This window comes from Bradyrhizobium sp. WSM4874 (assembly GCF_055811835.1).
In genome coordinates this window covers 40,969-63,192 of sequence record NZ_JBVVPR010000029.1, presented here as the reverse complement: position 1 = coordinate 63,192, position 22,224 = coordinate 40,969, and the positions used below count along the sequence as shown (strand labels likewise).

Here is a 22,224-nt window from a genome sequence, read left to right as displayed (position 1 = left end):
TCGCTTAAGAACCACCGCGCCTGTTTTGACCCGCGCCTGCCGTTCTCACCACATTCACCACGCCGGCGACGAAGCCCAGCAGCAGGAACACGATAAATCCGAAAGGCGACGTCGACAGCAAGCGGTCGAAACCCCAGCCAATCCCCGCTCCGACAACGACCCCGGCGACCAACTCGGAGGATAACCGGAAACCAAGCGCCATCGCCGAGGCTCTGGCCGCTCTGTCTTCACCGTCACCTGCGGGTTGCTCGGTCTTGATGTGGCGGCCGCGAAATTCGGACAACCGCTGATCAAGATTTCCGAGCCGTTCGGAAAGCGCAGCTTCCTCGGGCGATCTATCGCGATCTCCATTCTCGCCGTGTCCCGTGCCCTGTGTCATGCAACGAAGACCCGAAACGCCGCGGCTGAATGGAAATTGCGCCCGCCACCCTCAAAAGCCGCGCGGACCATACTGATGGCCCATAATCAAGTCAAGCCAAGTCACGATTGCGTCCATTCCTCTTATGTATCTGATTTATTTGAAAATATCGGCGCGAGCGGCAGCGCTGCACACAGCGTGACGCCGCACCGCAGCAGGTCTCCGCTTGATCGGCGGATGCAGTCGCCATTTCACCCGGCTGCCGGGATCAAAGGGGGTGCCGCGATCGTTCATGTCAAAGGCGCGTTTTGGGCGGCGGATCGCCTCGCCGGGGTGTAGAATTTGCGAGAAGTGCCACCTTTATGAGCGCCATCTTTGGAAGTGCTACCGGCGCGTCGTGGCGGAGAACGCGATGAGACCAGCGAATTCATCTACAGCATCATGCACAGCATCATGGCTTGCCGCGGCGGTGTTCGCCGCGGCGATGGCGGTCAGCGCTGGCGGCCTCGCCGCGCAATCCGCGCCCGACAGCGAAAACGGCCGCTACAGCATGACCCCCATCCCCGAGGGCGTGCTGCGGCTCGACAGCCGCACCGGCACGGTGTCGACCTGCACCCGGAGCGGCGCCGGCTGGGCCTGCTACGCGGTGCCCGATGAACGTGCTGCGCTCGACGCCGAGATCGGCAGGCTCCAGGCCGAAGTCGAGACGCTGAAGGGACGACTTGCGGCGGGGCCGACCGTGTCGGGCAAGATCGACGAGGCGCTGCCGAAATCCGACCCGTTCAAGAAGGCGGAGCCGCAAGCACGAGAACCAAAGGCCGCCGAGAGCGACCGCAGGATCGAGATCCCGCTGCCGAGCGACCAGGACGTCGATCGCGTGATGTCGTTCCTGGAAAAGGCCTGGCGTCGGCTGATCGACATGGCCAACCGCGTGCAGAAGGACGTGTCGGGGAAGATTTAGCGCATGGCGAGCTGCCGTAGGGTGGGCAAAGGCGCGACGCGCCGTGCCCACCAATCTTCCAACTATGCAGGGCGAATGCTGGGCACGCTTCGCTTTGCCCACCCTACGGCAGCTTTCGATCAGGCGAGACTTTCATGACATCAGCCAAATCCATTTCACGCTCGGCGCCATCGTCGGTGCAGGCCACCACCATCGCATCGTCGCTGCTGACCGTGCAGACGCCGGGCCGCGGCTTCACCGATCTCACCGTCGAAGCTGCGAAGTTCGTCGCCGAGGCAGGCGCGCGAGACGGCGCGTTGACGCTTTTCATTCGCCACACCTCGGCATCGCTGACGATCCAGGAGAACGCCGACCCTTCCGTGCTCGTGGATCTCACCACGGCGCTGTCCCGGCTCGCGCCGGAGAGCGCCGGCTGGACGCATGATGCCGAGGGACCCGACGACATGCCGGCGCACGTCAAGACCATGCTGACCCAGACTTCGCTTCATGTGCCGGTCCTGAGCGGCAAGCTCGCGCTCGGCACCTGGCAGGCGATCTACCTGATCGAGCACCGCAAGCGCCCGCACCGGCGCGAAATCGTGCTGCAATTCGTCGGCGGCAATCAGTAGGGCGTTTTCGAGCGGGGTGGATAAAACAAAACCGGCCGCGGAGACCGCGGCCGGTTGGTGTTGATCCGGATCTGCCGTCGATCAGTTCGACTTGATATCGACGTCCTTGGTCTCCGGCAGGAAGAACAAGCCGATCACGACGGTAATCGATGCGAAGATGACCGGATACCAGAGGCCCGCATAGATATCGCCGGTCGAGGCCACGATGGCGAAGGCGGTCGCCGGCAGCAAGCCGCCGAACCAGCCGTTACCGATGTGGTAGGGCAGCGACATCGAGGTGTAGCGGATGCGGGTCGGGAACAGTTCGACCAGCATCGCGGCGATCGGGCCGTAGACCATGGTGACGAAGAGCACCAGGACGAATAGCAGCCCGACAACCGCAGCGACCTGCGGACGGAAGATGTCGAACGGATGCGCCATCTTCACGATGCCTGCATCGCCGGGCTTCGGATAGCCGGCCGCCTGCGCGGCAGCGAGGAGCGCCGGATTGCCGTCCTTGGCGTTGGCGTAGGGAACTTCCTTGCCGTTGACCACCACCTTCACGCCGGAGCCCGCCGCACCCGGCGTGGTCGAGTACTTGACCGACGACTGCGACAGGTAGGCACGCGCGGTGTCGCAAGGCGACGTGAAGACGCGGGTGCCGACCGGGTTGAACAGGTCGCCGCAACCTGCGGGATCCGCCACCACGTCGACCTTGACCGACTCGATCGCCTTTTCCAGCGCCGGGTTGGCGTTGGTGGTGATCATCTTGAAGATCGGGAAGAAGGTCAGCGCCGCGATCAGACAGCCGCCGAGGATGATCGGCTTGCGGCCGATCTTGTCGGAGAGCATGCCGAACACGATGAAGAAGCCGGTCCCGAGCAGGAGCGACCAGGCGATCAGCAGGTTGGCGGTGTAGCCGTCGACCTTGAGGATCGATTGCAGGAAGAACAGCGCGTAGAACTGGCCGGTGTACCAGACCACGCCCTGGCCCATCACGCCGCCAAGCAGCGCCAGCAGCACGAGCTTGCCGTTCTGCCAGTTGCCGAAGGCTTCCGTCAGCGGGGCCTTCGAGCTCTTCCCCTCGTCCTTCATCTTCTGGAAGATCGGGGATTCGTTGAGGCGAAGCCGGATCCAGACCGAGACGCCGAGCAGCAGCACCGAGACCAGGAACGGAATGCGCCAGCCCCAGGCCGCGAAGTCGGGTTCGCCGAGCGCGGAGCGCGTGAACAGGATCACCAGCAGCGACAGGAACAGTCCGAGCGTCGCCGTGGTCTGGATGAAGGAGGTGTAGTAGCCGCGCTTGCCGTTCGGGGCATGCTCCGCGACGTAGGTCGCCGCACCGCCATACTCACCGCCGAGCGCCAGGCCCTGGGCGAGACGCAGCGCGATCAGGATGATCGGGGCCGCGATGCCGATGGTCGCCGCGTTGGGCAGCAGGCCGACGATGAAGGTCGACAGACCCATGATCAGGATGGTGACGAGGAAGGTGTATTTGCGACCGACGATGTCGCCGACACGGCCGAACACGATCGCGCCGAAGGGGCGCACCAGGAAGCCCGCGGCGAAGGCCAGCAGCGCGAAGATGTCGCGGGTTGCCGGCGGATAGGCCGAGAAGAACTGCGCGCCGATGATGCCGGCCAGCGAACCGTAGAGATAGAAATCGTACCACTCGAAAACGGTACCGAGCGAGGAGGCGAGAATGACGAACCGTTCGTCCTTCGTCATCCCTCCCGCGCCTGCTTGAGACACAGCCATTGTCGACATGTTGAGTCGCTCCCCGAAAAATCGTTTCCTCGCGCCCTGGATGCCCGGCCATGCCGGATCAACCCAAGCCTTACCCCCAAGGTAACATTGGCGTGAAACCCGCCCCAATACGACTTTCGGCCTTTCGCACTGACGCTCGCCTGACGCCGCGGGCGTTCCATTCGGCAACATAGTGCCGGCCTGTGGATTAACCCCGTTGCCGCAAAGGGATAATGTCCACTTGCATGCCACGGCTGGTCGGGAAAGAATTGACCCAAGGGCCTGCGCCGGCTTACTGGCCCGGTGCGATTGCCAGCAAGAGAACGATGAACGCTCCCTCGACCCATCTCGTCATTGCCGATGACCACCCGCTGTTCCGCGACGCGCTGCGGCAGGCGGTGGCGGGCGTCCTGAGCTCGGCCAGGATCGACGAGGCTGGATCGTTTGAGGATCTGACCAAGCTTTTGGAACAGACCTCCGACGTCGACCTGATCCTGCTCGACCTCTCGATGCCCGGGATCTCCGGCTTTTCAGGCCTGATCTATCTGCGCGCGCAATATCCGGCGATCCCGGTGGTGATCGTCTCCGCCTCCGACGACAGCGCCACGATCCGCCGTTCGCTGGATTTCGGCGCTTCCGGTTTCATTCCGAAGCGCTTCGGCGTCGAGACCCTGCGCGACGCCATCCTCAAGGTGATGGAGGGCGAGGTCTGGGTTCCCGCCGACACTGATCTGTCGGCGGTCGCCGACCCCGACATGACGCGCCTGCGCGATCGGCTGGTGACGCTGACGCCGCAGCAGGTCCGGGTTCTGATGATGCTGTCGGAGGGATTGCTCAACAAGCAGATCGCCTATGAGCTCGGCGTCTCCGAGGCCACCATCAAGGCGCATGTCTCGGCGATCCTGCAAAAGCTCGGCGTCGAAAGCCGGACCCAAGCCGTGATCGCCGCCGCAAAGATCGCCGGCGGCCAGTGGAAGCAGGGCACCCCGACGGGGTGAGTCCCTAGCGGGCGAGCTACGCGACCGCGCCTGTGTCGCCCCTCTGTCAATCCGCGCGCGCAAAAATATTCCACTTTACCGAAATTCGGAAATGGCGTATGTGTCGCCTATCCCGGCTCATCCTTGAGGGGCGATCTTGTGGTCGTCACGTTCGCGAGCCGGGCTTGCGGTGGACGCGGCAGCGTTCGGGTGCGAGAGGCGTGGGCAGGGCGGATTGCTCTCCGTGAGCCCAAGGCTTCGTTCCGACGAGCGGCGCTGCTAGGCTTCGTCTCGTCTGTAAGTTTCCGGCTCCGTCGACAGGGCTGGGAAAACTGCGGCGAAATGGCGGGCCGTGCGTACGGCAAAACCGTGTGGTCCTGGCCGTCGTTGCTACGGTCAAGCTCTTGCGGATGCGGCATCTGCGTCGACCGGCGCGGTGTCGGTGACTTTCGCGAGGGCGAGGGAGGCCAAAAGGAACTCGGCTCCCGGGAGAGCACGGCATAAGCCGTCCAACCATCGCGCAGGGAAGGCCGAGTGATTGGCTACACCTGTATGCTGCTGTGCGGTTTTCCTGCGTGTGCTTTTCGCGCAGCGGACCGTGGGTGCCAGCCGGCACCCGGCCTTCCCTGCGCCCTCTTGGACAAGAGGGTGGAGTGACGAAGCAAAGCTCGGGCGAATTGCGCCGCGAGACGCGAAGGCGTGTCCGGATTCAAAAATGCGAGCTGGAAGAGTGGCGCTGCCGCCTCATACTCCGTCATTGCGAGCGCAGCGAAGCAATCCAGTCTGTCGCCGCGGAGGGATTCTGGATTGCTTCGCTACGCTCGCAATGACGATGTGGAGAGAACGTGCGCCACACTCCGTTCTCGTGTCCCGGCGATCGGGCCGCAGATGCTGGAACCGGAACCTCACAACTTCTCACAACTCCAAACGGGTGTCTCGCGGTCGCCGCTGCTAGTCAGTGCATGGCCGATCAACAAGGGAGCAGCACCATGACACAGAGCATTGACCAGCACCGCCGCCAGTTCTTTGGCGTCGCCGCAGGAACTGTCGCCGCCGGCCTCGGCGTGATCGGCCTCGCCCGCGCCGAATCGGAAGCGCCGCGCTATTCCGCAACGAACGCCTCATTCGGCGCGATCAAGCAGATCGATGCCGGCGTCCTCAACGTCGGCTACGCGGAAGCCGGTCCTGCGAACGGTCCCGTAGCGATCCTGCTGCACGGCTGGCCCTACGACATTCACGCCTTCGCCGACGTCGCGCCGATCCTGGCGAAGGCCGGCTATCGCGTCATCATCCCTTACCTGCGTGGCTACGGCTCGACGCACTTCCTCTCCGACGAAACGCCGCGCAACGGCGAGCCGGCAGCAATGGCCGCCGACATCATCGCGCTGATGGACAAGCTCGACATCAAGAAGGCGGTCGTCGCCGGTTTCGATTGGGGCGCGCGCACCGCCGACATCATCGCTGCGCTGTGGCCGGAGCGCTGCCGCGCGCTGGTGTCGGTCAGCGGCTATCTGATATCCAGTCAGGCCGCGGGCAATGCACCGCTGCCGCCGTCGGCCGAGCTGCTCTGGTGGTACCAGTTCTATTTCTCGACCGAGCGCGGCCGCGCCGGATACGAGAAGTACACGCATGATTTCGCAAAACTGATCTGGAAGCTGGCCTCGCCGCAGTGGAAGTTCGACGACGCCACCTTCGACCGCAGCGCGGCGGCGCTGGACAACAAGGATCACGTCGTGATCACCATTCACAATTACCGCTGGCGGCTCGGGCTTGCCCAGGGCGAAGTGAAGTACGAACATCTCGAAAAGAAGCTCGCCGCGGGTCCGGTCATCGACGTGCCGACCATCACGATGGAAGGCGACGCCAACGGCGCCCCGCATCCCGACCCGAGCGCCTATGCCAAAAAGTTCTCGGGCCGCTACGAGTTTCGCCTGATTACCGGTGGCATCGGCCACAATCTGCCGCAGGAAGCACCACAAGCCTTTGCCAAGGCCGTCATCGACGCCGACGGCGGCGCCTGACCCGCTACTCCGCCGCCACCATCTGCTGCGTGCGCCACTGGCCGAGCAGGGCGCGGAGCGAAGCCGGCTTGACCGGCTTGTTGAGCACCGCGACCTTTTCGTCGCGCGCAGCCATTTGCACGGCGGGGCTGCGGTCGGCAGTGATCAGGATCGCGGGGATGCCGTCACCGAAGCGGCGGCGGATGTCGCGGATCGCGGCGATGCCGTTGCCGCGGTCGAGATGGTAGTCGACCAGCAGGCCGGTCACGCGGCGGCCGGCAGTTTCGATCGCGGCGATCGCGCCCTCGGGATCGGCTACCGCGATCACTTCGGCGTCCCACGCCTTCAGCAGCGTGCGCATGCCGTCGAGGATCGCGGCATCGTTCTCGATGCAGACGATCAGGGTCCCCGAGATCGAGGTGCGTGCGAGCGGCGTCGCACTGGTCACGGCCGCGGTGTGGGTGATCGCCTTGGCCGTCGGCACCGTCACGGAAAACACCGAGCCGCCGCCGACATTGGAATCGATGGCGATGCCGTGCTTGAGCACGCGCGCCAGCCGCTCGACGATCGACAGGCCAAGGCCGAGGCCGCGGGCGATCCGCGCGCCCTGCTCAAGGCGGTGGAATTCCTTGAAGATCTCGCCGCGCTTGACCGTCGGGATGCCGACGCCGGTGTCGTAGACGCAGATCTTGAGCGAGGCGCCGCGGCGGCGGCAACCGACCAGCACGCGTCCGCGCGGGGTATACTTGATCGCGTTGGAGATCAGGTTCTGCAGCAGCCGCCGCAGCAGGAGACGATCCGATTCGACGGGCAGCGAGCACGGCACGAAGACGAGCGCCAGATTCTTGGCGCGTGCGATCGGCGCGAACTCGATCTCCAGCGAGCGCATCAGATCGGCCATCTTGAAGCTCGAGATCGAGGTCGTCATCGCGCCGGCGTCGAGCCTGGAGATGTCGAGCAGCGCGCCGAGGATCTCCTCGATCGCCTGAAGCGATTCGTCGATGTTCTCGACCAGTCGCGTCTCCTCGCCGCTGTGCTGGCGCTCGACCAGGCTCGTGACATAGAGCCGCGCCGCGTTCAGCGGCTGGAGAATGTCGTGGCTGGCGGCGGCGAGAAAGCGCGTCTTGGAGATGCTGGCGTCTTCGGCCGCGCTCTTGGCCAGTGCCAGCTCGGAATTCAGCCGGGTCAGCTCCTCGGTGCGGTCGCGCACCCGTTTTTCCAGCGTCGCATTGGCGCGCTCCAGCGCTTCGGCCGCCTCGAAACTGGGCGTGACGTCGGTGAAGGTGATGACGAATCCGCCGCCGGGCATGCGGTTAGTCAAGATCTCGATCACCATGTGGCGGTCGGGCAGGCGCTCGAGATAAGGCTCGCCGTCGGTGGTGTAAGCCACCAGCCGGCGCTCCAGCATGGCCTCGCGCTCGGTCGGATCGGCCGGCTCGCTCACGCCCATGAATTCCAGGATTTCGCGCAAGGGCGTGCCGAACTGGATGAAATGCGGGGGAACGTTGAGGAGATCGCCGAACTGCCGGTTGGAGCAGATCAGTTGCAGATCGGCATCGAACACCGCGATGCCCTGGCGCACATGGTTGAGCGCGGTCTGGAGGATCTCGCGGTTGAAATGCAGCGCCGCATGGGAATCGTCGAGCAGCTTGAGCGCAGCCTTCGCGGACACCGTCCGTTTGCGCAGCAGCAGCGACATCACGAGACGCGAGGAAGCCGCACCGATCGAGGAGGCGATCAGGTGCTCGGCATGCTGCAGCAGCTCGAAATCGGCGGGCGCCCCGGACTCCAGCCGCACATTGCGTCGCGCGGAGAATGCCTCGAACGAATGCCGCGCGCGGTCAGGGCCGAGATATTGCGCCACCGTGGTCTGGATGTCCTGCACCGTGACGGTGGTGCGCCAGCGGCGGAAGTTCGGGGAGATCGGCGCCAGCGTGTTGGGGACGAACAGATCGGCCTGCACCAGCTCGATCGACGACGGCCGGCGCGCCAGCGACAGCAGCACGTAGGTGAGAATGTTGAGCGACAGCGACCAGACGACCCCGTGCATCAGCGGCGGCAAATCGGCGCCGAACAGCGCCTGCGGCCGCAGCGCCTCGATTCCGAACGGGCCGTGCTGGAGCAGCAGGATGCCCGCCGTCGAAGTGTCCATGAAGCTCGGGATGAACAGCGTGTAGAGCCACACCGCGAACCCGACCAGCATGCCGCCGATCGCGCCGCGCGCGGTCGCGCGCCGCCACAGCAGTCCACCGAAGAAGCTTGGTGCAAGCTGGGCGATGGCGGCAAAAGAGAGCAGGCCGATCGCCGCGAGCTGGGTGTTGCCGAGCGCGCGGTAGTAGAAATAGGCCATCACCATGATGGCGAAGATCGCGAGCCGGCGCGAGCGCAACAGGAAGTCGCTGAAATCGGCGCCGCCGGTTCGCCCTTCGGGCCGTCGTTGCAGCACCAGGGGCACCACGAGATCGTTCGAGACCATGATGGAGAGCGCGACGCATTCGACGATTACCATCGCGGTCGCCGCCGACAGGCCGCCGACGAAGACGGCGACGCTGAGCAGATCCGCGCCGCCCTCCATCGGCAGCGCTAGCACGTACATATCCGGATCGGCGGCGCCGAACGGGAAGCTGACGAGGCCGGCGAGCGCGATCGGGATCACGAACAGATTGATGGCGACGAGATAGAGCGGGAACAGCCAGCGCGCGCGGCCGACCTCGGCGTCCGAGGAATTCTCCACCACGCTGACGTGGAACTGGCGCGGCAGCAGCATGATCGCGCATAGCGACAGCAGCGTCATTGTCAGGAAGTTACCGATCGAGGGCGAATAGTTGATGGCGCGGACCGCCTCCGGTGTCTTCATCGCGCGCTCGATCAGCTCGTGCGGCGAGAACATCCAGAACGTGACGAAGATGCCCGCGGCGAGGAAGGCGACCAGCTTGATGATGGATTCGGTCGCGACCGCCAGCATCAGGCCGTGCTGGTGCTCGGTGGCGTCCGTCTGTCGCGTGCCGAACAGCACCGCGAAGGCCGCCATCGCCAGCGTCACCATCAGCGCCACGTCGCCCACGATCGGGATGTGGGAGAAGGCCTGGTCTTCGCTCAGAATGGTTTCGAGCGAGGAGGCGACCGCCTTGAGCTGCAGCGCGATGTAGGGCACCGAGCCGATGATCGCGATCAGCGCGACGGTTGCCGCCACCGCCTGGCTCTTGCCGTAGCGCGCGCCGATGAAGTCGGCGATCGAGGTGATGTTGTGGGCCTTGGCGAGCTGGATCACGCGGCGGAGAACGCCGGCCCCTAACCCGATCATCAGGATCGGGCCGACATAGATCGCGAGGAAGTCGGTGGAGGTGCGAGTGGCGAAGCCGACCGAGCCGAAGAAGGTCCAGGAAGTGCAGTAGATCGCCAGCGACAGCGGATAGATCAGCCCCGAGGCGCGGCCGCGCCCAGCCGGCGAGCGGCGGTCGCCATGGCTCGCCACCAGGAACAGAAAGCCGATATAGCCGAAGGCGGCGGCGATCACGCCCCAATCGTGCAGCATGGCGAGCGTGCTTCTCCCGGGGCGCGCGCTGGCCGCGCCCGATCTCATTTTCCCTGTAAATCTAGCGCGTTGGACCGTCGCAGGCGACAGCGAAATGTCGTGCGGGTGCGGGAACTGGGGTTGTCGTTAAGCGGTGCGACCAACGTCGTCCTGGCGAAAGCCAGGACCCACAACCACAGAACATGGTGATGGGCACCCAAGTGGCTCCAGGGAGCCGCAACAATTCATATTCGGGGTAATGGTCCTGGCTCCCGTGCGCAATTGCGCGCTAGTCGAGGAGGACCCGGAGCTACTCCGCCGCCAACGACTTCTCGCGGAGCGGCAGACCGAGGCGGTCCCACACTTGCAGCAGGGCTTCGGCGAGCTGATCGATCAGGCCGTCGTCGTGATAGGGCGACGGCGTGATGCGCAGGCGTTCGGAGCCCTTGGCGACCGTCGGATAGTTGATCGGCTGGATGTAGATGCCGTGCTGTTCGAGCAGGAGGTCGGAGGCCTGCTTGCACTTCTCGGCATCGCCGATGAACAACGGGACGATGTGGGTGTCGCTCGACATCACCGGCAGGCCGGCGGCGTTGAGGATCGCCTTGACCCGGGCGGCGCGGTCCTGGTGACGCTCGCGCTCCCAGCTCGAGGTCTTGAGATGCTTGATGGCGGCGGTCGCGGCCGAGCAGATCGCCGGCGGCAGCGCGGTGGTGAAGATGAAGCCCGGCGCGTAGGAGCGCACGGCGTCGATGATCTGGCCGTTGGCGGCGATGTAGCCGCCGAGGCAGCCGAACGCCTTGGCGAGCGTGCCTTCGAGAATGTCGATGCGATGCATCACGCCATCGCGCTCGGCGATGCCGCCGCCGCGCGGGCCGTACATGCCGACGGCGTGGACCTCGTCGACATAGGTCATCGCGCCGTACTTCTCGGCGAGGTCGCAGATCTTGGCGAGCGGGGCGATGTCGCCGTCCATCGAATAAAGGCTCTCGCAGGCGATCAGCTTGGGCCGGCTCGGGCCCGCAGCCTTCAACAGCGCTTCGAGATCGGCGAGGTCGTTGTGGCGGAACACGACCCGCTCGCAGCCGGACTGGCGGATGCCCTCGATCATCGAATTGTGGTTGAGCTCGTCGGACAGGATCAGGCAGTTCGGAATGAGTTTCGCGATGGTCGCGATGCCGGTCTGGTTCGAGACGTAGCCGGACGTGAAGAGCAGCGAGGCTTCCTTGCCGTGGAGATCGGCGAGCTCGGCCTCGAGCTGCACGAGCGGATGATGCGTGCCGGCGATGTTGCGGGTGCCGCCTGCGCCGGTGCCGACGCGGGTCGCGGTCTCGACCATCGCGCCCACCACCTTCGGGTGCTGGCCCATGCCGAGATAATCGTTGGAGCACCAGATCACGACGTCGCGCTTGCCCTTGGGCGAGTGCCAGAGCGCATGCGGGAACCGGCCGGCAATGCGCTCGAGATCGGCGAACACGCGGTAGCGCCGCTCGGTGTGGAGACGATCAAGGGCGGAATTGAAGAACTGGGCGTAATCCATCGTCAAACCTGCAGCGGAACCGACCAAAGACCCGCATATCCTTAGAGCTATTCCAGTTCCAATGTCTATGCGCTATCCCACATTTGGACCTGCGGGGCATTTGGGCAAAATGCCCTATCGTGCGATTTGAAACTTGATCCGGATCAAGTTCGCGCGAGATGCGATGTTGCTCTGCACCATCCGCTGAAGTGAAGTCGGCGCTCAGGTCGTCCTGAACTGAAGCACGCCGTCTTTCATCTCCGCCGTCAGCCGGCCCTCGACGATCATGTAGTTGATATGGGCGACCAGTTCGCCGGCGGCGAAACCCATCTGGTGTTCGTCCAGCACGTGCTTGTTGAACACCACGGGCACCAATGCGCGCGAGGTCTGCGGTACCTTGCGGCAGGCTTCCGCGATCAGGCGGCAGCGCTCCTCGTGGTGATCGGCGAGCTGCTTGATGCGGGTCTTCAGCCCGTAGAACGGCACGCCGTGGCCCGGCAGTACCAGCACGTCATAGGGGAGAGTCGTGGTGAGGCTGGCGAGCGAGGCCAGATATTCGCCGAGCGAGTTCTGGTCGGGTTCGACCGCCCACACGCTGACGTTCGGCGAGATCTTGCTCAGTACCTGGTCGGCCGAGAGGAACAGCTTGTCGTCGGCGCAATACAGCATCACCTGGTCGAGCGCGTGACCGCCGCCGGTGATCACCTTGAAGCGGCGCGTGCCAATCACGACGTCCTCGCCATGCGAGATGCGGCGGTAGGACGGCGGCAGCACCGAGACGCGCTTGAGATAGTCCTGGCCGCGGCCGAGCAGTTTTTCGGTGAGCGACTCGTCCATGCCGTGGCGGCGGAAGAACAGCCGCTGCGCCTCCTGCCGCTCCTCGGTGCCGCGGTTCTGGTGATAGACCGATTGCAGATATTCGACCTGCGACATCACCAGCGGGCAGTTGAACCGCTCGACGATCCACCCGGCCAGACCGACATGATCGGGATGGGAATGGGTCACGATCAGGCGCGTGATGTTGACACCCTTCAGCGGCCCGTCGAACAGCTTCGTCCAGGCTTCGATCGTCTCCTCATTGCCGAAGCCGGCATCGATCATGGCATAGCCATCGCCGTCGGCGAGCAGATAGATGTTCACATGGTTGAGGCGGAACGGCAGCTTCAGCCGCGCCCACAACACGCCGGGCTTCACCTCGACGACCTCTTCGGGGCCGGGATGCTGTTCCCAGGGATAGCGCAGGGCGTCGGCGGAGGACTGCACGGTGTCGGTCTTTGCGTTCATGCTACCGGCTTAAACCCACCTCTCCCGCCACGCCAGCCGAAAAAGAACGCTGGCGGGGCCCGCATAGCGGTCATTCCGGGTTACGGAACGGCGGCTTACGCTGCCCGCATGTTGTTGAGGAACGCGTCGATCTCTCCGCGCAGCATGTCGGCTTCGCGGCGGAGCGCGTCGGAGGCGCCGAGCACTTCGTTCGCCGCCGCGCCGGCTTCCGCCGAAGCCGTGGAGACGCCGACGATGTTGCTGGAGACCTCGCTGGTGCCGCCGGCTGCGTGCTGGATGTTGCGGGCGATCTCGCGTGTCGCCGCGCCCTGTTCCTCGACCGCGGCGGCGATCGTCGTGGTGACGTCGTTGATCTCGCCGATGATACGGCCGATGCCCTGGATGGCGCCGACCGCCGAAGTCGTCACTGATTGCATGCTGGCGATCTGGCTGCGGATCTCCTCCGTCGCCTTGGCGGTCTGGCTCGCGAGGCTCTTCACCTCGGAGGCGACCACCGCGAAGCCGCGACCGGCTTCGCCCGCGCGCGCGGCCTCGATGGTGGCGTTGAGCGCGAGCAGATTGGTCTGCGAGGCGATGGTCTGGATCAGGTCGACCACCACGCTGATGCGGCTCGCGCTGTCGGCGAGGCTCTGCACCGTGGCGTCAGTCGCGCCGGCTTCGTCGACCGCCTTCCTGGCGATCGCGGCCGAGGTGACGACCTGCTTGCTGATCTCCTCGATCGAGGACGAGAGCTGCTCGGTGCCTGACGACACGGTCTGCACGTTGACCGAGGTCTCTTCGGCTGCGGATGCAACTGCGTTCACCAGCGCATTGGACTGGTCTGCCGTGTTCGACATGCTCTGCGCGGTCGATTGCATCGAATTGGCTGACTGCGCGAGATTGTCGAGTGCGGAGCGGACCGCGCCCTCGAAGTCTGCAATCTTCGCCTCCATCTGCGCCGCACGCTCGGCCTTGGCAACGCGATCCCTGTCCTGCTCGCTCGCAAGCGCCCGGGCTTCGATCATGCTGTCGCGGAACACCGTCAGCGTTTCCTTCATCGCGCCGATCTCGTCGTTCTGCCGGGAGCGGACGATCTCGGTGTCGAGGTCGCCTGCCGAGAGCAACTGCATGGCGCGTTGAAGCTCGCGAATGCGACGCAGGATGTTGCGGCCGACATAGAGCCAGACGAACAGCGCCGAGCCGACCAGCATCAGTGCGCCGAGCGCCAGCATCGCGGTGGTCGCGAGCGAGATCTCATGCCGCGCCTGGAAGGTCGACGCGTTGGTCTCCTTCTGCACACCCTCGACCAGCTGCTGCACGCTGATGCCGAGGCCGACATTGAGCTTGCGGGTCTCGTCCAGGATGGTCTGGCCGTAGTCGATGGCGTCGAGCTCCTTCTGGCGGATCTTGAACACGCCCGTCTTGCCCTCACCGAAGGCGAACAGCTTTTGCACGGTGTCGCGCACCGCTTGCATCGAGGCCATGTTCGGCAGGTCCTCGAGGTTAGACTTGACGCGGTCGCGCGTCGCCTTGAACTCCTTCTCGATCGCCTCCAGCGTATCGCTGTTGTTGGCCGACAGCGCAGCCATCATGTCGGCGGCCATCAGATTGCCGTTGGCGGAGATGGTCGCGACCTGGGAGACTGTGCGGGCGGCTTCGGTGGCATCGTCGGCGGAAACTTCCGCCGCGCCGAGGATCGCGTTCAGGCGCGTTTGCGCATCCAGCATGGCAGGACCGGCCGCACCGACGAATGTGAGCTGCGCCTTGCGGAGTGCTTCATATTGCTTGTCATGCAGCGCGCCGGTATCGAGCCGCTCGCGCGCGGCCGACACCAGGCTCTGGGTCGCCTCGTCGATGCTCTTGGCGGTGTCGCGCAACGCGGTTGCGATCTGCTTGTCGGCGCCGAGCTCGATGATTTCGCCGAGCTTGGCCATGGCGAGTTGCTGGATCTCCTGCACCTTCTTGGTACGTTCGTTCAGCGCCTCATCGGACGGCGACGCCAGGAGGCCCGGCCCCTGCGCCGCGAGCGTTGCGCTTTGCGATGCGAGTTGAAGGCTGGCGGAAAGGCGCGGGATGTCGCGGCCGCTCAGGTCCATCATGGTGCTGCCGAGATGGTTGAAGACGAAGCCGGCGCCGGCTGCAATCACGAGGCCCATGCCCGCGATGACTGCGAAAGCCGTGAACAGGCTGCCGCGCACGCCCCATGTCGGCATTTTGAAACGAGGCCGGATACGACCAAGCAGACGGCCAAGGCCCAGACGGATCGCCATCGAAATTCCCCCACGCGTGATCTTTATGTTTTCGCCGCGGAGTATCCTCGGGGCAGGTTAAAAAATCGCAAGTTGCTCAATCGGTTGGGGACGTTCCGCACAGCGAAAAAAGAAGGGCCGGCAACGATGCCGGCCCTTCCATCACGATAAGGTCTTGGTAACCGTTCAGTAGCGCGCAACCGCCGAGTTGGCCCAGTTGAAGCGGTAGTTGACGCCCGCCTTGATGGTGTGGTCGTCGGTGGTGAAGTTGCCGGTTCCCGCCAGCGGGCCCGCGGTGAAGTGCGCGTCGCCGAAATTGTAGTACTGGTACTCGGCCTTGGCCGACCAGTTCGGCGCGAACATGTATTCGAGGCCGGCGCCGACGGTGTAGCCGTTGCGGTGGTCACCGCTGATGATGAAGCCGGTCGGCACGCCGCCGACGGTCACCTTCTCGTTGTTGTCCGAATAGGCGTAGCCGCCCTTCACGTAGAGCAGGCCCGGACCCCAGGTGTAGCCGACGCGGCCGGTGATCGAGCCGAGACCGCGCTGGTCGTTGGTGTAGGCGACGCCGCCCGGGAACACCGCGCCGACGCTGCCGGAGAGCCAGGAATACTGGCCTTCGACGCCGACCACGAAGTTCGGGTTGAACTGCCAGTCCGCACCGGCCTGCAGGCCGCCGAGGAAACGGCCGTTGCCGTTATTGCCGGTGGAGAGGCCGCTGAAATTGTTGTCGCTGGAGAACGCGCCGCCGACATGGCCGCCGATATAGAAGCCGGTCCAGTTGTAGATCGGCGCGGCATAGGCGGGCGCGGGCGTCTTGTAGTAGTTGCGGTTACCGAGATCGGCACCGACCGCCGGCGCGGCAGCGCCCACCACGAGCAGCGCGACGGTCGCAAACAGAATCTTCTTCATCGTCCAAACTCCAGCACTTAGGTCCCCGGCAGGCGCGCTTTCCGCGCCGTCGTTGGTTTTGCAGATAGCTCGCTTTTGACGAAAATGCTGTCACATCCGTGGCACAGCGGCAGCCAACCTAACTTATTGGGCTGTAAATGATTTTCGTGCTTAATGTCGGCTTAAGAAGTGGTGAAGGAAGGCTTAACTCGGCGCTATCAGGGTAACTTGCGCGCGCATCCCATTAACCAAGACGGCGCCGCGCCTCATCGCGCATCTGTTCGCGGAATGCAGCGCGCTTTGCGGGCCGATCTTCCTCGCGAACGTCATGACGATCGAAGACGTCGAACTTCTCCAGGATCGGATAGCGCTCGCTCGCCATCGCGAGCACGCGCAGCACCTTGGTCGCGGACGGTGTCGGGCCGCTCACTTCCCAGCGCCGGATGGTGTCGGCGCCGCCCTTCTCCGGCAATCCGCAAAGCCGGGCCATGTCGGCCGCGGTGAGCTTGCGGTCGAGGACATCCGAGAGATCGTTGCGGAGTTGCTTCAGTTCGGGACCGGTCATGTCGCCTCAATACGCGAAGTCGATGAGGTGAATGCATTAGAGCTGATTCGGGTCCATCCGAAGGCGAGGCACGCGTAGCGGGCGGGCGTGCTAGTCTCGCGCCCGCCGGGCTCAGCCAGGAAAGGATAACCGCATGCCGGTGTTCAAGCTGCCTCTGTCGGGGGACGTCGTGCAATCCATCAACCCGATCACGTCGTTCTTCAGTCCGGCCAGCGGCCAGTTCGGTCTCGTGAACATCACGGTGGGCCAATCCTCGGCGCCCGACGTCGAGAAGGACCTGCTGTCGGATGTCGGCAGTTACGGCAAGCAGATCGGCCAGGTCGCGGATGCGCTGCTCGTGGTCATTGAGCATCTGGAAGCGCTCGGTGACAGCGCACTCGGCGACGACAAGGCCATCGCGGCTTTCAAGGAGCTGATGCACTCGGTCGCGACCGTCAAGGAGCGCCACAACCGCAAAGCCTGTCGTCCGCGGCGGCGCTGATCATGCCGTGCGACCGCTCCGCGGCACCTTCGCCCGCGCACGGAGTTATGAACGGGTGCCTATGGAAATCCGCCGTTGAATGAACAGATGCCAAGGGGGCCGCAGAATGAAGGGATCTGTCATGAGCATCAAATCCGCCGTTGCCGCCCTGGTCACCATCGGGCTGCTTGCCGCGCCGTTCGCGGCTGAAGCCAAAAAGCACCGGTCAAACCGATCTTACAGCACCGGCGTGGTGGCTCCGAGCTATGGAAGCGCAGGATCATTGGCAGCGCAGCCCAGAGCCTACGGGTCGTCTGGACAGTCGGTCGGGACGGTCACGGCGCCATCGATAGGCGCGTATAATTGGCCGTCGGTCGGCGTGACCAACGCAGTCCCGACCTGGAGCAACACCAACCCGCCCGTCAGGTAGGCGCGCCTGTACTGCGTGCCAATGCTGTGCCGGTCGCAAGACCGGAGAGAAGATAGAGCGCGACCGGCAATGGTCATGGTGGTGACCAGGCATTTCGGATCGTTCAGGGACAGTGCGCGCGCGATCCTAAATTCCCCGGTCGGCCTGTTGGCCGATCACGCAGCGCCATCCGGCGAGGCGCTCGGCTGGATGCTGGTTCATCCATTCGGCGAGCTGCGGCGCACCCATCAGGCACGATTGCATCGAGACGTCGGCGAAGTCGGATGTGGTGACGGTTTGCTCATGACAGTTCGCTGGAGAGGCGAGGTTGCAGAGCACGGCGATGATCTTGATCACGCGAGGTTGCCTCCGTCGCTGCGATGCGCAGAGGCTCCGCCCGATCGTTCGCTCACCGGATCAGCCGGCGGGAAGATGCTGTCGTAGATCGCGCGCGCTTCCTGGATGAGGCGAATGCGCTCGCGCTCGGATTTCGAGACAAACTGAATAATCTGGCCCATGTCGGCTCCAATAGATCCTCGGTCCATCATCACATGATGGGAATCATTCCATGCGGATGTGGGGTGCCGGCTTCGGCTTTGCAGCCCCGCGGGCGGTCACGAGGGATAAAAAGCCCGTGAGTATTCCGTTCCTGAGGTGGAGCGCGATACCTTCAGCGATACGCCGGCTTACGGCGCATCCGGTGGTCGGCCAGATCCGCTTCGCAGCATCGTGATGAAGTGTTGAGCCCGGCGGCGTGATGGCATTGCGGCACATTTTCTCGCGCATCGAGTTGTAAGGTCACTCAGTGCACGGGCGCCTGACAAGCGGCATTGCGATTGAAGGACCGCGCCCGAAAGGATCAGCCATGACAACAACGAAACGCTCCACTGCCGCACTTATCGCTCTCGGACTGGCCGCAGCGCCACTCGCTGTAAACGCTCAAACGTCGGGGACAAAGACACCAAGCGGCACGAGCGGACGCTCCGGAGCACCGGTACAGCAAGGGACTATTGGAAGTTCCGGGCAGACTGTCGGGACCGTGACAGCGCCGTCAGTCGGAACCTCCAACCAGCCCTCCGTCGGCGTAACAAACTCAGTCCCCACCTGGAACAACACAAATCCTCGAACGAAGTAGCCGCGATCGGGTGACCTACGCCGCCGGTGCGCGCTCTCTCTGCCCCGGCACCGCCGCGAGTAGCTCGCGCGTATAGGCATGCTCGGGCGCGGAGAACAGCTGCGCGGTGGGCTTCAGCTCGACGATGGCGCCGCGCTGCATCACGGCGATGCGGTCGCAGATTTGCGCCGCAACCCGCAGATCGTGGGTGATGAACAGCATCGAGAGGCCGAGACGAGCCTTGAGGTCTTCGAGCAACCTCAGCACCTGCGCCTGCACTGAGACGTCGAGTGCGGAGACGGCCTCGTCCGCGACGATGATCTCGGGCTCGAGCGCGAGCGCGCGCGCGATGCCGATGCGCTGGCGCTGGCCGCCGGAGAATTCATGCGGATAGCGCTCGAGCGCGCCGGCATCGAGCCCGACCATCTTGAGGAGATCGCGAGCACGGTCCAACGCGACTTTCGGATCGGTGCCGGCCGCGATCGGGCCGTCGGCGATGATATGACCGACCTTGCGGCGCGGATTGAGCGAAGCGAACGGATCCTGGAAAATCATCTGGATGCGATGGCGCTCGGCGCGTAGCGCCTTGCCCGAGAGCTTTGTGAGATCGGTCTCGCCGATCCGCACGGTGCCGCGGTCGGCCTCGATCAGCCGCATCACCAGCCGGGCCACCGACGATTTGCCGGAACCGGATTCGCCGACCAGGCCGAGCGTCTCGCCCTTGAGAATCGTGAAGTTGACTTCGCGCGCGGCATCGACGCGGCGGTCCTCGCGAAACCAGCCGCCCGAGGTGACGTAGGTCTTGTCCAGTCCGATCACCTCGACCGCCTTGGCCTGGTCGTCGAGGGGGCTGCGGGCGGGCGGATCCATCGAGGGCACGGCGGCGAGCAGCGCCTTGGTGTAGTCGTGCTGCGGCGCGTTGAAGACGGCCGAGGCGGCGCCTTCCTCGACCACCTTGCCATGGCGCAACACCACGACCTGGTCAGCGATGTCGGCGACCACGCCGAAATCATGGGTGATGAACATCACCGCCATGTTTCGATTGCGCTGGAGGTTGCGGATCAGTTTCAGGATCTGCGCTTGCGTGGTGACGTCGAGCGCGGTGGTCGGCTCGTCCGCGACCAGCACCGCCGGTTCGAGCGCAAGCGCCATCGCGATCATGGCGCGCTGGCGCTGGCCGCCGGAGAGCTGGTGCGGATAGGCGCGCACGATGCGCTCGGGGTCGGGGAGGCCGACCTCGCGCGCCAGCGACAGCGCCTTGGCGCGCCGCTCCTTCGGCGTGAGCAGGCCGTGCGCCTCGAACATCTCCGCCATCTGATCGCCGATCCGCATCAACGGATTGAGCGCGGTCATCGGCTCCTGAAAGATCATCGCGAACCGGCGGCCGCGCAGATCGCGCCAGCCGTCGTCGTCGAGTTTCAGCAGGTCGCGGCCTTCGAACTGGATCTCGCCGGAGGTGACGGTGACCGTGTCGGGCAACAGTCCCATCAGCGCATGCGCGCACATCGACTTGCCGGAGCCGGATTCGCCGACGACGCAGACGATCTTGCCGGGCCGCAAATCGAGCGAGACGCCGTCGACCGCGTACGGCCGTTCCGCGCCCTTGGGCAATGCGATCCGCAGATTCTTGATGGAGACGGCGGGCGGTGCGGTCATGATCAGCGGCCCTCCCGCGACAGTCGCGGATTGAGCGCGTCGTTGAGGCCTTCGCCGATCAAATTGAGCCCGAGCACCAAAATCAGGATCGCGACCCCGGGAAACACGGTGATCCACCAGGCCTGGCGGATCACGGTGCGGCCGGCGCCGACCATGTAGCCCCAGGAGATCAGATTGGGATCGCCGAGGCCGAGGAACGCCAGCGAGGACTCCAGCAGGATCGCGGTCGCGACCATCAGCGAGGCCAGCACGATCACCGGCGACAGCGTATTCGGCAGGATTTCGCGCAGGATGATCCAGGTGTTGCTCTGGCCCGTGACCACCGCGGCCTGAACGTACTCCCGCGTGCGCAGCGACAGGACCTCGCCACGGACGAGGCGCGCGACCGGCGGCCAGCTCACCAACGCGATCGAGGCGACGATCGAATAGATCGAGGGCTGCAGGATCGCGACCAGCACGATCGCGAGCGCAAAGCTCGGAATGGTCTGGAAGAACTCGGTGAAGCGCATCAGCGCGTCGTCGACCCTGCCGCCGAAATAGCCGGCCATGGCGCCGATCGGCACGCCCACGACCAGCGCCACCAGGGTGGAGACCATGCCGACGAGCAGCGAGACGCGTGCGCCAAAGATCATGCCGGCGAACACGTCGCGGCCGAGCGCGTCGGTGCCGAGGGGTACGGTTGCGAGCGTGAACGGCGGCAGGAACGGCCGCTGCACCATGCGCCAGGGCGAGTTCGGGAACAGCATCGGACCGAACAGGGCGACCGAGATCGCAAGTAGCAGGATGATGAGCCCGATGACGCCGCTCGGGCTCCTCAGCATCGATTTCCAGAACTGTTTCATGTGGTGAATTCGATGCGCGGGTCGACCAGGCGATAGACCAGGTCGGTGATAAGGTTGAAGGTCAGGACCATGGCGGAACAGATCACGAAGACGCCGAGCAGCAGATTGTAGTCGCGCTGGAGCAGGGCGTCGTACATCAGGCGTCCGATGCCGGGCCAGGCGAACACGGTCTCGGTGATGACGGCGCCGCCGATCAGGGTGCCGGAGTGGACGCCGGCGAGCGTCACGACGGGCAGCAGCGCGTTGCGCAGGACGTGGCGACGCTGGATTACGGCATCGGACAGGCCTTTGGCGCGCGCGGTCTTGACGAAGTCGAGACGCTTCACCTCCAGCATCGAGGCGCGCGTCATGCGGGTGTAGGTCGCCATGAAGAACAGGCCGAGCGTCATCGCCGGCATGATCAGGTGCCTTGCGACGTCGACCACATGGGCAGGGCCGGAGAGGTTGGCGCCGACCGTCTCATAGCCGAAGCTCGGCAGCCAATCGACAGTGACCGAGAACAACAGGATGCCCATCAGCGCCACCCAGAAGATCGGCATGGCGTAGAAGATCAGCGCGAAGATCGTGATGGCGGTGTCGAGCCAGGTCCCCGCGAAGCGCGCCGCGAAGGTGCCGAACAGGATGCCGAGCACCAGTGAGATCGCGAACGCCGTCAGCGTGAGTAGAAGCGTCGCCGGCAGCCGTTCCAGGATCAGCTTCGACACCGGCGCCTGCTGGCGGAAAGAGAAGCCGAGGTCGAGCGTCACGACGCCCTTGACGTAGACGAAGAGCTGCTCGGGCAGCGGCTTGTCCAGGCCGAACTTCTCCCGGAGCTGCTGGACGAAGATCTGGTCGCTGGCGCCGGCCTCGCCCGCCATGACGACCGCGGGATCGCCGGGCGCGAGCCGGATCAGGAAGAAATTGAGGACGACGATCGCAAGCAGGACGATCACGCCCTTCATGATACGCTGAGCGACGAAAGAGAGCATCTAGAGGGTCATATCTTGTAGCGTGACCTGAATCCACCGAGGCAGTGTGCTCCCTCGCCCCGCTCTTGCGGGGAGAGGGTTGGGGTGAGGGGCCTCTTTCCACGCGCGAGAATGCCGATGGATCTGTACCCCCTCACCCGCCGCG

At 64.7% G+C, this 22,224-nt stretch carries 21 protein-coding genes; 8 read left to right on the top strand and 13 right to left on the bottom strand.

Annotated elements, in window-relative coordinates:
• Nucleotides 1-4: 4 nt before the first annotated feature.
• Nucleotides 5-379 (bottom strand): AtpZ/AtpI family protein, encoded by a 375-nt coding sequence (locus tag AC0L3P_RS26185; protein WP_211395574.1) that lies wholly within the window; start codon nt 377-379, stop codon nt 5-7.
• 75 nt (nt 380-454) lie between these two features.
• Here AC0L3P_RS26185 and AC0L3P_RS26180 point away from each other — a divergent pair, with 75 nt between their 5' ends.
• From AC0L3P_RS26180 to AC0L3P_RS26170, 3 genes are all read left to right on the top strand, one after another.
• Nucleotides 455-697 (top strand): hypothetical protein, encoded by a 243-nt coding sequence (locus AC0L3P_RS26180; protein WP_473306303.1) that lies wholly within the window; start codon nt 455-457, stop codon nt 695-697.
• Between the two features lie 73 nt (nt 698-770).
• The gene (locus AC0L3P_RS26175; RefSeq protein WP_473306301.1) at nt 771-1,319 is read left to right on the top strand and encodes a hypothetical protein; all 549 of its coding nucleotides are present in this window, start codon (nt 771-773) and stop codon (nt 1,317-1,319) included.
• Nucleotides 1,320-1,453: 134 nt separating this feature from the next.
• On the top strand, nt 1,454-1,927 hold the full coding sequence (locus tag AC0L3P_RS26170) for a secondary thiamine-phosphate synthase enzyme YjbQ (protein ID WP_473306298.1): 474 nt from the start codon (nt 1,454-1,456) through the stop codon (nt 1,925-1,927).
• A gap of 81 nt (nt 1,928-2,008) precedes the next feature.
• On the opposite strand, the gene AC0L3P_RS26165 is transcribed toward AC0L3P_RS26170, so the two are convergent.
• The gene (locus tag AC0L3P_RS26165; protein ID WP_275174503.1) at nt 2,009-3,634 is read right to left on the bottom strand and encodes an MFS transporter; all 1,626 of its coding nucleotides are present in this window, start codon (nt 3,632-3,634) and stop codon (nt 2,009-2,011) included.
• Between the two features lie 344 nt (nt 3,635-3,978).
• Here AC0L3P_RS26165 and AC0L3P_RS26160 point away from each other — a divergent pair, with 344 nt between their 5' ends.
• Entirely contained in the window at nt 3,979-4,650 is a 672-nt protein-coding gene (locus AC0L3P_RS26160) for a response regulator (RefSeq protein ID WP_275174502.1), read from the top strand.
• Between the two features lie 968 nt (nt 4,651-5,618).
• Complete coding sequence (locus AC0L3P_RS26155; RefSeq protein ID WP_473306293.1) at nt 5,619-6,650, top strand: alpha/beta fold hydrolase; 1,032 nt, start codon at nt 5,619-5,621, stop codon at nt 6,648-6,650.
• 4 nt (nt 6,651-6,654) lie between these two features.
• Here AC0L3P_RS26155 and AC0L3P_RS26150 read toward each other — a convergent pair whose 3' ends face one another.
• From AC0L3P_RS26150 to AC0L3P_RS26125, 6 genes are all read right to left on the bottom strand, one after another.
• Complete coding sequence (locus AC0L3P_RS26150; protein WP_473306291.1) at nt 6,655-10,164, bottom strand: PAS domain-containing hybrid sensor histidine kinase/response regulator; 3,510 nt, start codon at nt 10,162-10,164, stop codon at nt 6,655-6,657.
• A 289-nt stretch (nt 10,165-10,453) separates the two neighbouring features.
• The gene (gene hemA, locus AC0L3P_RS26145; protein ID WP_018458160.1) at nt 10,454-11,683 is read right to left on the bottom strand and encodes a 5-aminolevulinate synthase; all 1,230 of its coding nucleotides are present in this window, start codon (nt 11,681-11,683) and stop codon (nt 10,454-10,456) included.
• A gap of 201 nt (nt 11,684-11,884) precedes the next feature.
• Complete coding sequence (locus tag AC0L3P_RS26140; protein ID WP_473306288.1) at nt 11,885-12,946, bottom strand: MBL fold metallo-hydrolase; 1,062 nt, start codon at nt 12,944-12,946, stop codon at nt 11,885-11,887.
• 95 nt (nt 12,947-13,041) lie between these two features.
• Nucleotides 13,042-15,195: a methyl-accepting chemotaxis protein gene (locus AC0L3P_RS26135; protein ID WP_275170718.1), complete on the bottom strand. Its 2,154-nt coding sequence runs from the start codon at nt 15,193-15,195 to the stop codon at nt 13,042-13,044.
• 165 nt (nt 15,196-15,360) lie between these two features.
• Complete coding sequence (locus AC0L3P_RS26130; RefSeq protein WP_275170719.1) at nt 15,361-16,086, bottom strand: outer membrane protein; 726 nt, start codon at nt 16,084-16,086, stop codon at nt 15,361-15,363.
• Between the two features lie 223 nt (nt 16,087-16,309).
• Nucleotides 16,310-16,630: a hypothetical protein gene (locus AC0L3P_RS26125; protein WP_275170721.1), complete on the bottom strand. Its 321-nt coding sequence runs from the start codon at nt 16,628-16,630 to the stop codon at nt 16,310-16,312.
• Between the two features lie 133 nt (nt 16,631-16,763).
• Between AC0L3P_RS26125 and AC0L3P_RS26120 the strand changes: the two genes are divergently transcribed.
• Nucleotides 16,764-17,111 (top strand): hypothetical protein, encoded by a 348-nt coding sequence (locus AC0L3P_RS26120; RefSeq protein WP_473306283.1) that lies wholly within the window; start codon nt 16,764-16,766, stop codon nt 17,109-17,111.
• A 121-nt stretch (nt 17,112-17,232) separates the two neighbouring features.
• Nucleotides 17,233-17,520 carry a hypothetical protein gene (locus tag AC0L3P_RS26115; protein ID WP_275170725.1) on the top strand — a complete coding sequence of 96 codons (288 nt, stop codon included), beginning with the start codon at nt 17,233-17,235 and terminating at the stop codon, nt 17,518-17,520.
• A gap of 126 nt (nt 17,521-17,646) precedes the next feature.
• Here AC0L3P_RS26115 and AC0L3P_RS26110 read toward each other — a convergent pair whose 3' ends face one another.
• Nucleotides 17,647-17,856 carry a hypothetical protein gene (locus AC0L3P_RS26110; RefSeq protein ID WP_473306281.1) on the bottom strand — a complete coding sequence of 70 codons (210 nt, stop codon included), beginning with the start codon at nt 17,854-17,856 and terminating at the stop codon, nt 17,647-17,649.
• Nucleotides 17,853-18,017, bottom strand: coding sequence for a hypothetical protein (locus AC0L3P_RS26105; protein ID WP_275170726.1), 165 nt, complete (start codon nt 18,015-18,017; stop codon nt 17,853-17,855). Before AC0L3P_RS26105 ends, AC0L3P_RS26110 begins: the two co-directional genes overlap by 4 nt.
• Nucleotides 18,018-18,364: 347 nt before the next feature.
• Here AC0L3P_RS26105 and AC0L3P_RS26100 point away from each other — a divergent pair, with 347 nt between their 5' ends.
• Complete coding sequence (locus AC0L3P_RS26100; RefSeq protein WP_354063643.1) at nt 18,365-18,634, top strand: hypothetical protein; 270 nt, start codon at nt 18,365-18,367, stop codon at nt 18,632-18,634.
• A 15-nt stretch (nt 18,635-18,649) separates the two neighbouring features.
• Here the strand turns inward: AC0L3P_RS26100 and AC0L3P_RS26095 are convergent, their stop codons facing one another.
• From AC0L3P_RS26095 to AC0L3P_RS26085, 3 genes are read right to left on the bottom strand one after another with little or no spacing between them, the layout of a single operon-like run.
• Nucleotides 18,650-20,269: an ABC transporter ATP-binding protein gene (locus AC0L3P_RS26095; protein ID WP_473306277.1), complete on the bottom strand. Its 1,620-nt coding sequence runs from the start codon at nt 20,267-20,269 to the stop codon at nt 18,650-18,652.
• Between the two features lie 2 nt (nt 20,270-20,271).
• A complete protein-coding gene (locus tag AC0L3P_RS26090; protein WP_473306275.1) occupies nt 20,272-21,111 on the bottom strand; it encodes an ABC transporter permease in 840 nt (279 codons plus the stop codon).
• Nucleotides 21,108-22,079 (bottom strand): ABC transporter permease, encoded by a 972-nt coding sequence (locus tag AC0L3P_RS26085; RefSeq protein WP_473306273.1) that lies wholly within the window; start codon nt 22,077-22,079, stop codon nt 21,108-21,110. Before AC0L3P_RS26085 ends, AC0L3P_RS26090 begins: the two co-directional genes overlap by 4 nt.
• Between the last annotated feature and the right edge of the window lie 145 nt (nt 22,080-22,224).

Excerpts from the sequence above, each read along its gene's own strand:
- AC0L3P_RS26185 (WP_211395574.1), bottom strand. The coding sequence starts at position 379 with ATGACACAGGGCACGGGACACGGCGAGAATGGAGATCGCGATAGATCG.
- AC0L3P_RS26180 (WP_473306303.1), top strand. The coding sequence starts at position 455 with ATGGCCCATAATCAAGTCAAGCCAAGTCACGATTGCGTCCATTCCTCT.
- AC0L3P_RS26175 (WP_473306301.1), top strand. The coding sequence starts at position 771 with ATGAGACCAGCGAATTCATCTACAGCATCATGCACAGCATCATGGCTT.
- AC0L3P_RS26170 (WP_473306298.1), top strand. The coding sequence starts at position 1,454 with ATGACATCAGCCAAATCCATTTCACGCTCGGCGCCATCGTCGGTGCAG.
- AC0L3P_RS26165 (WP_275174503.1), bottom strand. The coding sequence starts at position 3,634 with ATGACGAAGGACGAACGGTTCGTCATTCTCGCCTCCTCGCTCGGTACC.
- AC0L3P_RS26160 (WP_275174502.1), top strand. The coding sequence starts at position 3,979 with ATGAACGCTCCCTCGACCCATCTCGTCATTGCCGATGACCACCCGCTG.
- AC0L3P_RS26155 (WP_473306293.1), top strand. The coding sequence starts at position 5,619 with ATGACACAGAGCATTGACCAGCACCGCCGCCAGTTCTTTGGCGTCGCC.
- AC0L3P_RS26150 (WP_473306291.1), bottom strand. The coding sequence starts at position 10,164 with ATGCTGCACGATTGGGGCGTGATCGCCGCCGCCTTCGGCTATATCGGC.
- hemA (WP_018458160.1), bottom strand. The coding sequence starts at position 11,683 with ATGGATTACGCCCAGTTCTTCAATTCCGCCCTTGATCGTCTCCACACC.
- AC0L3P_RS26140 (WP_473306288.1), bottom strand. The coding sequence starts at position 12,946 with ATGAACGCAAAGACCGACACCGTGCAGTCCTCCGCCGACGCCCTGCGC.
- AC0L3P_RS26135 (WP_275170718.1), bottom strand. The coding sequence starts at position 15,195 with ATGGCGATCCGTCTGGGCCTTGGCCGTCTGCTTGGTCGTATCCGGCCT.
- AC0L3P_RS26130 (WP_275170719.1), bottom strand. The coding sequence starts at position 16,086 with ATGAAGAAGATTCTGTTTGCGACCGTCGCGCTGCTCGTGGTGGGCGCT.
- AC0L3P_RS26125 (WP_275170721.1), bottom strand. The coding sequence starts at position 16,630 with ATGACCGGTCCCGAACTGAAGCAACTCCGCAACGATCTCTCGGATGTC.
- AC0L3P_RS26120 (WP_473306283.1), top strand. The coding sequence starts at position 16,764 with ATGCCGGTGTTCAAGCTGCCTCTGTCGGGGGACGTCGTGCAATCCATC.
- AC0L3P_RS26115 (WP_275170725.1), top strand. The coding sequence starts at position 17,233 with ATGAGCATCAAATCCGCCGTTGCCGCCCTGGTCACCATCGGGCTGCTT.
- AC0L3P_RS26105 (WP_275170726.1), bottom strand. The coding sequence starts at position 18,017 with ATGGGCCAGATTATTCAGTTTGTCTCGAAATCCGAGCGCGAGCGCATT.
- AC0L3P_RS26100 (WP_354063643.1), top strand. The coding sequence starts at position 18,365 with ATGACAACAACGAAACGCTCCACTGCCGCACTTATCGCTCTCGGACTG.
- AC0L3P_RS26095 (WP_473306277.1), bottom strand. The coding sequence starts at position 20,269 with ATGACCGCACCGCCCGCCGTCTCCATCAAGAATCTGCGGATCGCATTG.
- AC0L3P_RS26090 (WP_473306275.1), bottom strand. The coding sequence starts at position 21,111 with ATGAAACAGTTCTGGAAATCGATGCTGAGGAGCCCGAGCGGCGTCATC.
- AC0L3P_RS26085 (WP_473306273.1), bottom strand. The coding sequence starts at position 22,079 with ATGCTCTCTTTCGTCGCTCAGCGTATCATGAAGGGCGTGATCGTCCTG.